Here is a 14,545-nt window from a genome sequence, read left to right as displayed (position 1 = left end):
CCCATGTGACCTCCTGCCTGTGCGGTCATCGGGACCGGTGTACGAGCCAGGCGCGGCGTTCGGCCGGGTCGTGGCCGGTCACCACGACGGTCGCGCCGTGGCTGGCGGCCACCCGGTCGGGCACCTCGGCCGGGACCGGGCTGGTCGCCTCCGGCCGGTCGACGGTGCGGAACTCCGGCGGGAACGGCGCGGCCTGCTCGATCAGGCCCTGGTAGAACTCCAGCCACATGCCCTGGTCGAAGGTGACCGCGGCGGTGATCCGCCCGCGGTAGCCGTACACCGCGACGAACCGGTGCTCCTCGACCGTCCCCTGCGTGATCATCACCTCGTCGGCGAACGTCGGCACGCCCACCGACTTGATGTCGACGCCGAACTGACTGGACCAGAAGACCGGCAGGGCCAGATGGGGCCAGCGCCGGGTCTGGCCGCTGACCATGTTGTGGGCGGCGACCTCGGCCTGGGCGACCGCGTTCCCCCAGTGCTCCAGCGTCAGGAACTGGTACTCATAGACCGGATGGGGCAGGCGCGCGACGTCGCCGGCGGCGAAGACGTCGTCGGTGACCAGGCCGTTGATGTCGAAGACACGGCAGCCGGCGTCACAGGCCACCCCCCACGGCCCGGCGGCCAGCCCCGAGCCCTCCAGCCACTCGACGTTGCGGACCGCGCCGAGCGCGGCGACGGCCAGGTCGACCTCGATGGTGTCGCCGTCGGACAGCCGGGCCCGCCGCAGCCGCCCGCCGTCGCCTTCGAGCGCGGTGACGCTGACCCCGCAGCGCAGGTCCACGCCATGGGCGCGTTGCAGGTCGGCGGCGACCGCGCCGATCACGCCGCCCAGCGCACCGACCAGTGGCGCGGCCCCGCGTTCGGCGACCGTGACCGGGCGGCCCAGGTGCCGGCAGACCGAGGCGATCTCCGACCCGGTGAACCCGGCGCCGATGACCAGCACCCGGCCCGCACCGGTGAGCCGCCGCCGGAGCCGGGTCGCGTCCTCGGCGGTGCGCAGCGTGACCACACCGTCCAGGGCCGCCTCCGCCGCGTCCGGCCAGGGCCGGGCACGGGTCCCGGTGGCGATCAGCAGCCGGTCGAACCCGATGTCGCGGCCGTCGGCGAGGCGGACCCGGCGCCGGTCCAGGTCCAGGCCGGTGGCGGGCACGCCGCACAGCCACTCCGCGCCGAGGCCGGCGAGCGGGGGCAGGACGGTGTTGCGCGCGGGCACCTGCCCGGTGAGCACCTGCTTGGACAGCGGTGGCCGGTCGTAGGGCTCGCCCGGCTCGTCCCCGATCATCGTCAGCGACCCGGCGAAACCCTCCCTGCGCAGGACCGCCGCCGCGCGCATGCCGGCCAGGGAGGCCCCGACGATGACGATCCGGCCGGTGCGTTTGAAGTCGTCGCCGTCCGGCGCCGGGTGCGGGCCTGGTTCGTGGTCCGGTTCGGGCGCGCCCACGTGGTCGACGTGCAGGGCCTGGACCGGGCAGGCGGCGGCGGCGCGGAGCACGTGCCCGCGCTGGGCCTCGGAGGGTTCCGGGTCGTACGCGAGGGCCTCGGCGCCGGTCATCGAGAACACCTCGGGTGCCATGAAGACGCACTGGCCGTAGCCCTGGCAGCGCGTGAGATCGACGACGACTCGCACGGGACCCCCTTTTCCGGACGTGATGCCACCGCCCGGTCCCCCTCGGATCCCTACCCGGGTTCGGGGCCGGGCTACGCCGGAGGCGGATCCTTGACCGCGTACGCGCCGACACCGGACTCGACCAGGTCGAATCCGCGGTCGGCGGCGGCGCGCACCGGCGGCAGGACGGTCTGGAGGCTCTCCCCCGCCAGGCGCCGCCGCAGGAACTCCCCGGCGACGACGCGGGTCAGCGCGACCAGCTGGGCGGCGACCAAGCGTGGGGTCGGATCGTCGGGGCCGGCGTCGGTCTCCTCGGCCAGCACCCGCGCGAGGTATTCCTCGCGCAGGTCGCCCATCTGGCGCATCCGGGCCACGAGGGCCGGGCTCTCGTTCACCATGCGGGAGAAGTCGGGGCTGCCGCCCGTGATGCCGTAGCGCCAGTCGCGCTCGTCCAGTGCGGCGTGGAAGTCCCGGCGCACCGCCCGCACCGCGGACTCGCCGGGCCTCCGGTCGGCCACGACGCGGCCCAGGCTCTGCACCGCGGCGTCCTGCCGGTCGAAGAACAGGTCCTCTTTGGTGGGGAAGTAGTTGAAGACCGTGTTGACCGAGACGTCGGCGGCCTCGGCCACGTCGGCCACGGTGACCTTCTCGAAGCCGCGCAGCATGAACAGCCCCATGGCGACGTCCGCGATGCGCTGCCGGGTCTCGCGCTTCTTGCGCTCGCGGAGGCTGAGCTCTTCTGCCACGCCGACGATGGTACCCACTTTGGTGTAACTCCAAATTTGTGGTGACCCCAAAATTATGTCAGGGTGTGCGGCATGGATCACGTCATCGAGGCGCGCGGCCTCGCCAAGTCCTTTCCGGGTGCCGAGGCCGTACGCGGCGTCGACCTCACCGTCGGAGCGGGAGAGATCGTCGGGTTCCTCGGCCCGAACGGCGCCGGCAAGACGACCACTCTCCGGATGCTCACGACCCTGCTCCGCCCCACCGCCGGCACCGCCACCGTGGCCGGCCGCGACCTGACCACCGACCCGGCCGGCGTACGGCGCCGCATCGGGTACGTCGCCCAGGGCGGCAGCACCAACCCCGCCTGCACCGCGGCGCGGGAGCTGGTCCTGCAGGCACGGCTGTACCGGGTGCCGGACCCGCGGGCGCGGGCGCATGAGCTGCTGGAGCGCTTCGGGCTCGCCGACCAGGAGATCGGGACGCTGTCCGGCGGTCAGAGGCGGCGCCTCGACATCGCCCTGGGCATCGTCCACACGCCGGCGCTGATCTTCCTGGACGAGCCGACGACCGGCCTGGACCCGCAGAGCCGCGGCGAGGTCTGGCGCCACATCCGTGACCTGCGCGACGAGCACGGCACCGCGGTCTTCCTGACCACCCACTACCTGGACGAGGCCGACGCGCTCTGCGACCGGATCCTCATCATCGACCGGGGCGAGATCATCGGGGCGGGCACGCCCGAGGACCTGAAGCGCCGGCTGTCCGGCGACATCGTCACGGTCGAGATCGACGGAGACGCACGCCGCGCCCGCGACGCGCTCGCCGGGCTCACCGCCGTGCGGAGCGTACGGGCCGAGGAGCGGACGCTGAGGATCACCGTCGAGCACGGCGACCGCATCCTCATCGAACTCACCCGCGCCCTGGACGCCCAGGGGGTCCTGCCGCGCTCGATCCGGCTCACCCGGCCCACCCTCGACGACGTCTTCCTGGCCCTGACCACGCGGGAGGCCGGTCGTGCTGCGTGACATCTGGCTGATCTTCACCCACCAGCTCCGGCTCACCATGGGCAGCAAGGCCGGCCTGGTCTTCGGGGTGCTCCAGCCCGTGCTCAACCTGGCGCTGTTCGGCCCCCTGCTCACCACCTACATCGGGCCCGGCAGCTGGCAGGTCTTCGTCCCCGGCGTGCTGATGCAGCTGGCCCTGCTGAGCTCCGGCCTGGCCGGGTTCGGCATCGTGTTCGACGCGCGGTTCGGCGTGCTCGAACGCCAGCGCGTCACCCCCGCGAGCCGCATCGCGCTGCTCCTGGGCCGGGTGTTCACCAACGTGGTCGTGCTGCTGGGCCAGTCGGCGCTCGTCGTCGCCGTCGGCTTCGCGTTCGGCCTCCGGGTGCCGCCCGCCGGGCTGGCCATCGGCGCGGCGCTCCTCGTGCCGCTCGCGGTGAGCCTGGCCGCGCTGTCGTACGCCTTCGCGCTGGTGCTGCGCCGCCAGGAGGTGTTCGCGCCGATGGCCAGCACGTTCATCGTGCCGATGCTGTTGCTGTCCGGGGCGCTGCTGCCCATGTCCGCGGCGCCGGGCTGGCTGGACGCGATCTCTCGCGCGACGCCCTTCCGCTATGTCGTGGAGGGCATGCGGGCGGCCTTCGCCGGCCACTACGCCTCGGGCACCTTGGCGGCCGGCGCCGGTGTCTCGCTGGCGTTCGCGGTGGCGGCGGTCACGGTCGGCACCCGTACCTTCATCCGCCGCCACGCGTGATGGCCCGCGTCTCTACGCCGGGTTGTCGCGGAGCCAGGCGAGGACCTGCCGTGCGTGCTCGTTCGGCGGGAAGACGGGGTAGAAGACGTGCTCGATGACGCCGTCCCGGATGATCAGTGTCAGGCGTTTGAAGAGCGTCCGCCCGCCGGCCTCGAACGTGGGCAGGTCCAGCGCGCCCGCCAGGCTCAGGGTCAGGTCGGACAGCATCGCGAACGGCAGGCGGAGCCGTTCGACGACCTCCTCCTGATAGGCGAGGTCCTGGCTGGACAGCCCGAACACCCGCCCGGCCCCGGCCGCGAGAAGATCCTGGTGGTGGTCGCGGAAGTCGCAGGCCTCGGTGGTGCAGCCGCGGGCCCCGGGGATGGCGTCCCAGCCCTGCGGCAGGTCGGTGCCGGGGCGGCCGGTGAGCGGGTAGACGTAGAGCACCGTACGGCCCGCGCCGAGCGCGTCGATGCGGACGGTCTCCCCCGCGGTGTCGGGCAGTTCGACGGGCGGTGCGGCCAGGCCGGTGAGATGGTCGGCCGCACCGTCGTCCTCGGGGACGGGCAGGTCGGCGGGCAGCTGGTTCAGATCGCTCATCAGGTCGTCCTGGACCTCTCATCGGCGGTGCTCGTGACACCGGCCAGCTCCATGGCGGCCATCTCCCCGGCCGCCGGCTCGTGCGAGGCGACGGACCGCTGGGCCACGAACGCGCCGGCCAGTACGATCACGCCCCCGGCGAGCTGGACCGGAGACAGGTGCTCGCCCAGAGTAAGCCAGGCGAACAGGGCCGCGCCGACCGCCTCGACGTAGCCCACGGCGCCCGCGATCGCCGCCGACAGCCGCTGCACGGCCGCGACGCTGGTGATGTACGCGGCGACGGTGCTGACCAGGACCAGCAGGACGAGCAGAAGCCAGCCGGGCGGGGTGTGCCGGCCGACGGCGACGTCGGAGGTGAGCACGTGCCAGGGGATGTGCCACGGCGGGGCGACGAAGACGAGCGCCACCGTCGCGATCGAAAAGCCCGCGGCGGTCATCACCAGCGGGTCGATCTGGCCGCTCGCACGCTCGGCGGAAAGGAAGAAGGCCGCCTGGCAGGCCGCCGCCCCGAGCCCGGCCAGCACGCCCAGCAGGTCGAGGCGCAGCCCGGACCACACCTCCACCACGCACGAGAGCCCGATCAGGGAGATGCCGACACCCACCGCCGCCGAGCGCGGCAGTGACGTGCGCAGCACGAAACGGGTCCAGGCCACGACCAGGACGGGGCCGGTGAACTCCAGCAGGATGGCGACCCCGACCGGCAGGCGCGAGGCGGCGACGAAGTAGAAGGACTGGCAGCCCGCCACGCCCATCAGGCCGTTCAGGAGGAGAACCCGCCAGCACCGCCGTACGGCCGCCCCGGCGACGCGCCATCTCAGGGCCAGCATCACCGGCACCAGGACCACCGTCGCGCCGGCCACACGCGTCCAGGACGCCTGGAGCGGCGACATGCCCGCGCCGATCAGCGCCTTGCCGAACGCTCCGGAGGTCCCGAACGCCACCGAGGAGAAGACCCCGAATCCCAGGCCCCACGCCTTCACCCGTGCGGCCTCCATCACACACCTCTTTCTTCACGCATAAGGAGCATAGGTACATCATGCTCCTTACCTACGACAATCGGATTCGCGCGACGGACTACCATGCCCAGGGTGACTTGGCAGGTACCCGGCGCATCACCCGCAGACCCGTTCGCAGCGATCGAAGCGGACATCCGCGCCATGACCGCCTCGCCATGGTGGATGAGCGCCGTCCCGCAGCAACGCGCGCAGGCGGTCACCTCACGCATGCTCGCCGGGCCCGGCGAATGGTGGCTGTTCGGTCTCTGGGGCCGCTGGTACCGCTGCGGCCTCGACGGCAACTGGCAGCTGTGCCCACCGCCCCTCGACCCGATCGCGCGCCAGTCGATGGTGCCCGCACCTCCCGGCGCCGGCATTCCGCCCGTACCTCCCTCGCTCGTGACGACCGGCCCCGACCTGACGCCCGGCCCGCTGGCCGCCGACGGGCTCTTCGGGGCCCCGCCGCCTCCCGCGCTGTCGGCACGGCTCCAGCAGACGCTGGCCACGGCGAGCGCCGTCAACCCGGCGCAGTTCCCGATGCGCGACCCCCAGTTCGCGCCCGGGGTCCCGAGTCCGGTGGCGGTCAGCCTGTTCTCGGTGCTGTGGTGTGCCGGCGCGCCGGTCGCCGACGCCGACCACCCCATCTTCGGGCTGTTCGCCCACTCCCTCAGCGGCGTCGACGCCGGCCCGCGCTGGTTCCTCCAGCCCGACCTGTCGCTGATCGTCGGCGCCTACACCGACCGCCTGCGGGCCGGTGACCCGATGGCCGCCGCCCACATCGTCCGTACGATCTGGGAGACCGCCGAGTCGTTGCGCGGCGGCGCCGCCTTCCAGCCGCGCGCCGACGCCCTGGCCGCGATGGCCGGTTCGACCCTGCAGATGATCCAGAGCGACCACGGCGGCATCCGGTTCGGTGACGCGGCGATCTACCAGGAGTGGCTGCGCCGCTGCCCGGCGCCGCTGCGGGTCACACTGTTGCGCGAGACGGCGCCCGGCGATCACTTCCGGCTCGCCTGTTACGAGCTCGCCGCCGCCGCGGCGGCGCTGCCCTCGGCCGCGGCGGGACCGGGCGAGGCCAGGCGCGTGGCGTTCGCGCTGCTCGCCGCGGACCTGGAGAGCGTCCCCGGCGCCATCATGAGCGTGCTGCCCTGGCTCGACCCGGAAGGCGCCCGCACCCTGCAGTCGCTCGCGCAGCCGGACCATCCGCTGCGGCGGCTCTGGCCGGTCGGCGGGACGCTGCCCGACGCGGTCGCCGGTGCCGAGCCCCAGATCCTGCGGAACCTGCTGGCCGCCTCGTACTCGACCGCGCTGGCCTGGTGCCGCCTCGCGGGTGTGGCGCCGCCGAGGCCGGGCTTCACGGTGCCGTCGGCGCTGATGAACGCGATCGTCGCGGCGCCCGACCCGGTCGCCGGCGAGTCGATGACCCCGTGGGAGATCATCGAGGCGGCGCGGGCGCACCTTGCCGAGCAGCGCAGGGCCGATGAGGAGTCCGCCACGCCGCCGTCGGCCGACGGGTACGAGGCCACGTCGGCCTGGCCGGGCGCCGACCCGGTCGCCGACCCCGACCCCGTCGCCGACCCGGCCGGTCCGGAGCAGCAGGGTACGGGCGCGTGGCCGGAGTCCCCGCAGTCCACCTCGCCGCCCACCACGGTCGGCCCGGGTGAGTCCTCTGTGCCGCCGACCTCGGTCACGCCCGATCCGGCAGATGCCGGCCGTCCCGAGGGCCGGGCGCCCAAGCCGGTCGAGGCGTACGGCATGGCGTTCCTGCCCGGCGCCGACGACGTCGAACGGCTGCTGACCGAACTCCGCCGCCGCGGCAAGTGGGTGCAGAGCCTGCGCGGGCAGGAGGTCTCCAGCGCCTCCGCCCCGGCCGTGCTCATGGTCGGTGAGATCTCCTGCGGGCAGCGCCGGCTGACCCGCATGATCGCCCGCGCGCTCGCCGAAGGCGGCGTGAGCAGCGGCGACGTACGCACCCTGGACTCCGACGACCTCGCCGAGACCGATCCGCGGCAGCTAAGGGAACTGCTCGCCGAACATGGCGGCCACACCCTGCTGATCGAGGGCCTGGACTCGCTCATCCTGGATGACGACCGCGGCGCGGCGTACGCCTCTGCGCTGTACCGTGCCCGGGTCGAGGGCGTCAGCGACACGACCGTGACGGCCACGTGCGCGCCGGAGCGGCTGGCCGCGTTGAGCCAGGTCAGCCCCGAGCTCGTCACCGACTTCCGGTCCGTACGCCTGCCGGACCTGTCGGGCCTGGAGACGCGCGCCGAGCTGGCCTCGCTGCTCGCGACGGAACGGCACCTGCGGCTGACCGGGGGGGCCTGGGAGGTGGCCCGCCGCGACCTGGCACGGCTGCGCGGGCGCGGGCGCCTCACCAACGCCCGGCTCGTCGAGGCCTATCTCGACCGCGCCTGCAGCCGGCACCTCAGCCAGGCCGGCGAGACGCATGTGTTCCACGGCGAGGGCGGGATCACCCTGGACCCGAGCGACTTCGAAGGGGTCGCCGCGGAGCTCGAACCCTGACCGTCTGGGTGCCCTTCCGGACGATCTCCCGGCCGCACAGCGGCGCGAGGGTGACCGCGATCACGGTGACCGGCCGGTAACTTAAGGTCTAATCTCGGCGAAGTGGACATCGTCTTCGAGCGGCGGGGCGACGGCCCGCCGCTGCTCCTGATGCACGGGATCGGCCACCGCTGGCAGGCGTGGGAGCCGGTCATCGACCTGCTGGCGAAAGAGCGCGACGTCATCGCCGTCGACCTGCCCGGCTTCGGCGCCTCTCCTCCCCTGCCGCCCGGCGTGCCGTACGACCTCGGCACCGTCGTCACGGTGCTCGGGGAGTTCATCGACGAGCTCGGCCTGGACCGCCCGCACATGGCCGGCAACTCGCTCGGCGGCCTGTTCGCCCTGGAGGCGGCCGACCGCGGTCTGGCCCGGTCGGTCACCGCGCTGTCCCCGGCCGGTTTCTTCACCCCGATGGAGCTGAGGTACGCCGCGGCCGTCCTGCGCGCCTCCCGCCTCGGCGCCGGTCTCCCCCCGGTCGCGATGCGCTGGCTCGCGCGGTCGCCGCGGCGCCGGAACCTGATGTTCGGCATGATCTACGGCCGGCCCGACCTGATGGACGTCGAGACGCTCGTCGCCGACGCCGCCGCGCTGCACGGTGCCGCCGGGTTCTCCCCGACGCTGAAGGCCGGGCGCGGCATCACCTTCAACGGCGCGCTGCGGGACGTACCGGCGACCATCGCCTGGGGCACGCGCGACCGGCTGCTGCGCACCGGCCAGGCCGTACGGGCCCAGCAGGCCCTGCCGAACGCGAGGTTCGTGTGGCTGCGCGAGTGCGGGCACGTGCCCATGGCCGATGATCCCAAGCTGGTGGCCAAGGTGCTCCTCGAAGGAAGTTCGGCGGGATAGCTACCGTTTCGGCGATCCGCGAGTCACGATGGAGGTGTGGCCCTTTCTCCGCCTCGGCGGCCGGGGCCCACCGTTGGCACCCGCTGCGGGCACACCCGCTCGCCCAATGGCTGGCGGCTTCGACGCGTCGCAAGGCGCGGGCCGTACAGCGCGATACCAGCAGGCATTGGCCCGCAGCGGACTTTCACTTCCGCGCAGACGTGCCCTTCCTCACCCGGGGCGGCGTCCTCGTGGGACCAGCGCCGTACGTCTTACACGGGCGTACGGCGCCCCACAGCGTCCGCGGCGGTGTCCACGTCCTCGAACAGTGCCGCCGCCCGCCCGGCACTGTCCACGGGCCGGCGCCCCGTGCTGAGCAGCGCCAGGACCAGGATGCCCAGGCCGAGCCCGAGTACCAGCCACCACACGCCGTGCTCCGCGCGGGTGAACGCCGTCCCGCCGTGGGCGAGGGCCGATCCCACGATCGTCCCGGAGATCGCGACGCCCAGAGTGGTGCCGCTCTGGCGGCCGGCGGAGGCCAGCGAGGCGGCCACCCCGGCCATCGAGCGGGGCATTCCGGAGACCGCCGTGTTGGTGATGGGCGGGTTGACGGTGCCGAGGAAGACACCGAACAGCAGATAGATCGCGAGTACGGCCGGCAGCGGGGTGTCCGGCCCGAGCAGGACCGACGCGCCGCCGCCCAGGGCCAGGGCGGCCCCGGCGACCAGCAGCGGCAGCCGGGGACCGCGGGAGCCGACCAGCCGGCCGGTGCGCGGGGAGAGCAGCACGACCGGGACACCGACCGGGAGCAGGCACAGCCCGGCCGTCAGCGCCGACATGCCGCGCACGTCCTGCAGGTACTGGGTGGTCACGAACAGGAACGCGCCGAACCCGCAGAGGCCGAAGAGCGCCGTCAGGATCGCCGAGCTGAACGGCACGCTGCGGAACAGGCGCAGCTCCAGGAGCGGGTCGGCGCGGCGCCGTTCGTAACCGAGGACGGCGAGCACGCCCAGCGCGGCGACGGCGAGCAGGCCGATGATGACCGGCGAGGTCCAGCCCAGCGCGCTGGACTCGATGATCGCGTAGACGACGCTGCTCAGCACCAGGATCACCAGGAGCTGGCCCACCGGGTCGAACCGGCGCGCGCGGGGAGCGCGGGATTCGGGCACGAACAGCGCGGTGCATACGATCGCGGCGACCACGATCGGCACGTTGACCCAGAAGATGAAGCGCCAGCCCAGGCCGTCGACCAGGGCACCGCCGAGGATCGGGCCCAGCGCCAGTGACAGGCCCGACATCGAGCCGAACACGCCGATGGCCCTGGCCCGCTCGGCCGGGTCGGGGAACGTGTTGGCGATGATCGCCATCGACACCGGGTTGAGCATCGTGCCGCCGGCGGCCTGCAGCACGCGTGCCGCGATCAGCCAGCCGGTGCTCGGCGCCAGGCCGCACAGCAGCGAGCCGAGCCCGAAGGCGGCGAGGCCGACCTGGAAGACGCGGCGGCGGCCGACCCGGTCGGCGGTGGACCCGGCCAGCATCAAGAAGCCGGCCAGCACCAGGGTGTACGCGTCGACCGTCCACTGCAGGCCGGACGCAGAGGCGTGCAGGTCCCGGCGGATCGCCGGCAGAGCGACGTTGACGATGGAGATGTCCATCACCACGACGACCACGCTGGCGCAGCAGATCGCGAGCACGAGGAATCGGCGACGTTGGCTGAGTTCGGGCATTCAGGTCCAATCGGGGAGCACTGCTGAGGGTTCGCCGGTGAGGCTCTCTCGGTGACTGACCACGAAGTTAGGATTTCGAGCACGCTCTAGGTCAAATCGACGCCCCGCCGAGCGCCGGCCGGACGGGCGCCGTGAGCTCCGCCGCTCAGCCCTCCGGTCGGCACGCCGCGGCCAGCGTCGTGGGGAGGGGGACGGACCCGCCGCCGGCCCCGACGGCCACGTAGGTGATGCGGCCGGCGGCGACCTCGCCCTCGGGGCCGCTGACCGTGAACGACATCGTCAAGGACGTGGATCCGGCGCGGCCCGGCCGGGTCTCGATCGAGAGCCGGTCCCCCAGCCGCGCGGGGCGCCGGTGGTCACAGCCGCTCGCCACCACGACCATGTCGACGCCGCCGGACCGCAGTCGCTCATAACCGCCGGCGTGCTCGTCCAGCCAGTCGAGGAAGGCGTCCTCGAAGAACTCGTGGTACCGCCCGGCGTACACCATGCCCTGGGCGTCGCAGTGGCGCGGCCGGACCCGCACGACCGGTGTCGAGACGGCCGCCGCGGACATGGCCTCGCCCGCCCACACCGCGTCGAACACCTCCGGATCGAAGGGCAGGAGCCGGCACGCGGCGACCCGTCCGCCGCTGAGGCGGTAGAGGCCGGCCGTCGACCAGCCCAGCCTCCGGCCTCCGATGACGGCCTCGCCGTCGGTCAGCGCGGTCACCCACTCGCCGTCCCCGGTCAGCAGGTCGCGGGGGTGCAGCCGGAAGGTGCCCGCGGCCAGGTCGCGCCGCCTGGCGAAGTGGCCGAGGACGGCCTCGATGCCCTCGTAGTCGCCCGCGATCGCGTTGCGTCCGGGGACGTGCCAGGAGACGTCCGGGCTGAGCACCGCGCGCAGCGCGGCGTCACCACCTCCGGCGTAGAAGGCGTTCTGTGCCGCGTGCAGCCGGGCGAGCAGCTCGGCCGCGCTCGCCGTGGAGTCCACGGCCCGGTCCGTCGATGGGTCCATGGCGGCTTCCCCTTCTGCTTCGCGTGTACCGCCATGATCGGTCAACTCCCCCGGCGCGTCCGCACCGGACCCGGCCACCCCCGCCCCCATCGGACCCTTGGTGCCGTTCCGTCCCAGCCTTCCGCTTGCGGTGAAAGTTTTATCAACACTCGCATTACACATTCTGTAATGTAGCCCTGTTTGGCCAACCATCTATTACCTGCTAGTGCACCTTGCCGCGAAACAAGTAACAATGAGGGCGCCGTCGCGGAAAGGCTGCTGAAAATGTTCGGTAAGTCGATCTATGTCCAGGAGAACCCCGCGCTCGTCGGCGGGTCTCCGCAGTCCGTGCACGAGCAGCTGTGGGCACAGGGCCTGCGGCGCCGGCTCCAGATCCGCGGTGGCATCGCCGCGGCCGCGCTGATCCTCGGGACCGTGGCGGTCGCCTTCTGGTTCGGGCTGCTCGCCGCCGCGCTGGCCGCCGGCATCGACGCTCTGTGGCACTGGCGTCAGCGCCTGGCCTCGAGCGTGTGGCGCAAGGGGCAGCGGGGAGAGCGCCGGACGGCACGGGTCCTGCGGCTGGCCCTCGAATGGCGGGGATACAAGGTGCTGCACGGCCGGAGCGTCCCGGGCCGCGGCCAGATCGACCATTTGGTCATCGGCAGCACCGGCGTGATGCTCGTCGATAACAGGGCAGTTCCTCCGGAGACCGAAATAGCACAATACCGAGGGACCCTATATATCGATGATCGGCCGGGCGGTAAGGTGGCCGCCGAATTGCGCGAGATGGCCGATAAAACCGCCGAAATGCTGCGGGAGCGCCTCGGCGACGACATCGCCGTCGAGCCGGTGGCGATCGTGTGGGGTGGCGACCTTCGCCGCGGTCACGTCGGCGCCGAGGGCGTCACCATTCTGCGCGCCCACCGCCTCTCCGGGTGGATCCGCAACCGTCGCGCCCGCTACACGCCCGAACAGGTCGCCGCCATCTTCGACGCGGCGACGCGCCTGCCCATCAGCCGTCAGGCCCTCATCGTCCGCTGATCGCCGGAGTCACCCCGGGTGCGGCCGTCCGGCCGTGGCCCGGCCACGGCGGCGGGCTCGGGGACCCTGGGGGTGAACAGCCAGTTCAGGTGAGGCTCGACCGCCCAGCGGAACGCCGTGCGCGCGGCGCCGCTGGAAAGCAGCACCGCCAGTGCCACACAGCCGATGGTCACGAGCACGACCTCGGCGCCGCTGATCCGGTAGTACCAGCCCTGGTAGGACAGGAACAGGGTGGCGAACCCGTGCAGCAGGTAGACGTACATGCTCGCCGACCCGAAGCGCGTGAACCAGGTGCGCCTGCCCGGCACCACGGCCAGGAAGCCGATGGTCAGCGCCACCGCCGCGGCCAGGGCGAGCAGCCGGAACCCCACACCGGCGGGCGCGCCGACGCCGAGCTGGACGAAACTGCGCCGCCAGTGCACCCATTCGGGGTCGACGGTCATCGCGAGGGCGTAGGCGGCCCCGCCGCCCAGGACCAGCAGCGCCGCGCCGACGATCCGCATCACGCGGCGCCGCAGGAACGCGAAGTGGTGCGGGCGCAGCGTGAGACCGACGACGAAGAACGGCAGGAACGACAGCACCTGGGCGGCGTTCAGCATGCTCGGCAGCGTGTCGAACCCGGCGAGCATCGAGATCACCAGCGCCGCGGTGATCGGGTAGCGGATCTGCTTCCACAGCGGCGTGGACAGCCGCCACAGCAGCAGGGCCGGCATGAACCAGGTCAGGTAGTACGGCTCGAGAGGGTCCCAGCCGACGTGGTTGCCCGACAGGAGCCCGGCCCACAGCGGATAGGCGGCACTGAAGATCACGTACGGGACGATGATCCCGCCGACCAGCTTGCGCGTACGGTCTTGTCCGGCGGTGAACCCGCGCGAGAAGTAGCCGCACATCACGATGAAGACGGGAAGATGGAACGCGTAGACGAACGTCTGCGCGGCCTCCAGCACCCGTCCGCCGACGTCCGCCCCCCGCAGCGGCTCCCAGGCGTGGCCGATGACGACGAGGACGACCGCGAGGAACTTGGCGTTGTCGAAATAGGGGTCGCGCGCGCCCGGGCGCGGCGGGGCCGGTGAAACGGCGGCCGGCATCGCGTCGGCCGTGGCGGTGGTGGTCAAGGCGGGGACCTTGGTCTCGACAGCGGGTGACCAGGTCAGTCAACACGATGATCCTGAACATCGGCTCAACGGGATCCGGCAGGTCGGAGAACCGCCCGGCCTGCATACGTGGTGAAAACCGGTGGGCCGGCCGCGAAGGCCATCGGTGGTCCGCCCCGGCGTTATTGCTCCTGGGTCCCATGTGACGGAGGGGACCGGCGGGGCGACGGAGCAGGAATATCCACTGTGAGAGGCAAGTTAGGCTTGAGGTGCCGGTGTGGCATGTGTCCCCGGGCCTCACCTATCGCCTTCGTGGAATACCGTCCGGCCTCGGCCGGAGCAGGAGCCGCGTTGTGCATTTCGCCGAGAGGCGACCACCACACCGGGCCCTTGGCGTGCCGCCCTCGCCGGAGTCACCCGGCGGGGGCGCTCACGTCTGTCAGGTGGGGATCGTCACGAAGGCGGCTCCCACCAGGGAGGCGATCACGAGGATCGCGACGACGACCGCCGCGATGGACCTGATGCGCCGGCGCCTGCGAAGGCGCCCAAAGCCGGCCAGGCGGCCGGCCAGCGCCGGATCCTCCTGTCCTAGTTGAGATGCGATCTCTGTGAGGATCCGCTCCTCTTCCATCGAGAGCGCCATGCCGCACCTCCAGGGGGTC

General features: G+C 72.6%; 13 protein-coding genes. 5 read left to right on the top strand and 8 right to left on the bottom strand.

The window, feature by feature from the left end; all coding sequences use genetic code 11:
* Positions 1 to 25 precede the first annotated feature (25 nt).
* Positions 26 to 1,630 (bottom strand): FAD-dependent oxidoreductase, encoded by a 1,605-nt coding sequence (locus FB559_RS42525; protein ID WP_141963753.1) that lies wholly within the window; start codon positions 1,628 to 1,630, stop codon positions 26 to 28.
* A 71-nt stretch (positions 1,631 to 1,701) separates the two neighbouring features.
* Entirely contained in the window at positions 1,702 to 2,355 is a 654-nt protein-coding gene (locus tag FB559_RS42520) for a TetR/AcrR family transcriptional regulator (RefSeq protein ID WP_246122927.1), read from the bottom strand.
* A gap of 72 nt (positions 2,356 to 2,427) precedes the next feature.
* Between FB559_RS42520 and FB559_RS42515 the strand changes: the two genes are divergently transcribed.
* A complete protein-coding gene (locus tag FB559_RS42515) occupies positions 2,428 to 3,357 on the top strand; it encodes an ATP-binding cassette domain-containing protein (RefSeq protein ID WP_141963751.1) in 930 nt (309 codons plus the stop codon).
* Positions 3,347 to 4,084, top strand: a complete 738-nt coding sequence (locus FB559_RS42510; protein WP_141963749.1) for an ABC transporter permease — start codon at positions 3,347 to 3,349, stop codon at positions 4,082 to 4,084. Before FB559_RS42515 ends, FB559_RS42510 begins: the two co-directional genes overlap by 11 nt.
* A gap of 12 nt (positions 4,085 to 4,096) precedes the next feature.
* Here FB559_RS42510 and FB559_RS42505 read toward each other — a convergent pair whose 3' ends face one another.
* Positions 4,097 to 4,663: a peroxiredoxin gene (locus FB559_RS42505; RefSeq protein ID WP_141963747.1), complete on the bottom strand. Its 567-nt coding sequence runs from the start codon at positions 4,661 to 4,663 to the stop codon at positions 4,097 to 4,099.
* Positions 4,663 to 5,658 carry an EamA family transporter gene (locus tag FB559_RS42500; protein ID WP_141963745.1) on the bottom strand — a complete coding sequence of 332 codons (996 nt, stop codon included), beginning with the start codon at positions 5,656 to 5,658 and terminating at the stop codon, positions 4,663 to 4,665. The genes FB559_RS42505 and FB559_RS42500 overlap by 1 nt, the downstream gene beginning before the upstream one ends.
* A 93-nt stretch (positions 5,659 to 5,751) precedes the next feature.
* On the opposite strand from FB559_RS42500, the gene FB559_RS42495 reads away from it, so the two are divergent.
* Complete coding sequence (locus FB559_RS42495) at positions 5,752 to 8,184, top strand: hypothetical protein (RefSeq protein ID WP_141963743.1); 2,433 nt, start codon at positions 5,752 to 5,754, stop codon at positions 8,182 to 8,184.
* 102 nt (positions 8,185 to 8,286) lie between these two features.
* The gene (locus tag FB559_RS42490; protein WP_141963741.1) at positions 8,287 to 9,069 is read left to right on the top strand and encodes an alpha/beta fold hydrolase; all 783 of its coding nucleotides are present in this window, start codon (positions 8,287 to 8,289) and stop codon (positions 9,067 to 9,069) included.
* 251 nt (positions 9,070 to 9,320) lie between these two features.
* Here the strand turns inward: FB559_RS42490 and FB559_RS42485 are convergent, their stop codons facing one another.
* Together FB559_RS42485 and FB559_RS42480 are read right to left on the bottom strand one after the other, a co-directional pair.
* On the bottom strand, positions 9,321 to 10,775 hold the full coding sequence (locus FB559_RS42485) for a DHA2 family efflux MFS transporter permease subunit (protein ID WP_141963739.1): 1,455 nt from the start codon (positions 10,773 to 10,775) through the stop codon (positions 9,321 to 9,323).
* 145 nt (positions 10,776 to 10,920) lie between these two features.
* Positions 10,921 to 11,769, bottom strand: a complete 849-nt coding sequence (locus FB559_RS42480) for a hotdog domain-containing protein (protein WP_185792754.1) — start codon at positions 11,767 to 11,769, stop codon at positions 10,921 to 10,923.
* Positions 11,770 to 11,949: 180 nt separating this feature from the next.
* On the opposite strand from FB559_RS42480, the gene FB559_RS42475 reads away from it, so the two are divergent.
* Positions 11,950 to 12,789, top strand: a complete 840-nt coding sequence (locus tag FB559_RS42475; RefSeq protein ID WP_141963736.1) for a nuclease-related domain-containing protein — start codon at positions 11,950 to 11,952, stop codon at positions 12,787 to 12,789.
* On the opposite strand, the gene FB559_RS42470 is transcribed toward FB559_RS42475, so the two are convergent.
* Positions 12,768 to 13,904, bottom strand: a complete 1,137-nt coding sequence (locus FB559_RS42470; protein ID WP_246122926.1) for an acyltransferase family protein — start codon at positions 13,902 to 13,904, stop codon at positions 12,768 to 12,770. The genes FB559_RS42475 and FB559_RS42470 overlap by 22 nt on opposite strands.
* Positions 13,905 to 14,322: 418 nt before the next feature.
* Positions 14,323 to 14,526: a DUF3040 domain-containing protein gene (locus FB559_RS42465; protein ID WP_141963734.1), complete on the bottom strand. Its 204-nt coding sequence runs from the start codon at positions 14,524 to 14,526 to the stop codon at positions 14,323 to 14,325.
* Positions 14,527 to 14,545 lie beyond the last annotated feature (19 nt).

Origin of the sequence: Actinoallomurus bryophytorum (genome assembly GCF_006716425.1) — a bacterium.
In the GTDB taxonomy this organism is placed as follows: Bacteria; Actinomycetota; Actinomycetes; order Streptosporangiales; family Streptosporangiaceae; genus Actinoallomurus; species Actinoallomurus bryophytorum.
This window is presented reverse-complemented; position numbering and strand designations above follow the sequence as displayed.

Coding starts and splice junctions, on each gene's coding strand:
- FB559_RS42465 (WP_141963734.1), bottom strand. CDS start 14,526: ATGGCGCTCTCGATGGAAGAGGAGCGGATCCTCACAGAGATCGCATCT.
- FB559_RS42485 (WP_141963739.1), bottom strand. CDS start 10,775: ATGCCCGAACTCAGCCAACGTCGCCGATTCCTCGTGCTCGCGATCTGC.
- FB559_RS42480 (WP_185792754.1), bottom strand. CDS start 11,769: ATGGACCCATCGACGGACCGGGCCGTGGACTCCACGGCGAGCGCGGCC.
- FB559_RS42500 (WP_141963745.1), bottom strand. CDS start 5,658: ATGGAGGCCGCACGGGTGAAGGCGTGGGGCCTGGGATTCGGGGTCTTC.
- FB559_RS42515 (WP_141963751.1), top strand. CDS start 2,428: ATGGATCACGTCATCGAGGCGCGCGGCCTCGCCAAGTCCTTTCCGGGT.
- FB559_RS42505 (WP_141963747.1), bottom strand. CDS start 4,663: ATGAGCGATCTGAACCAGCTGCCCGCCGACCTGCCCGTCCCCGAGGAC.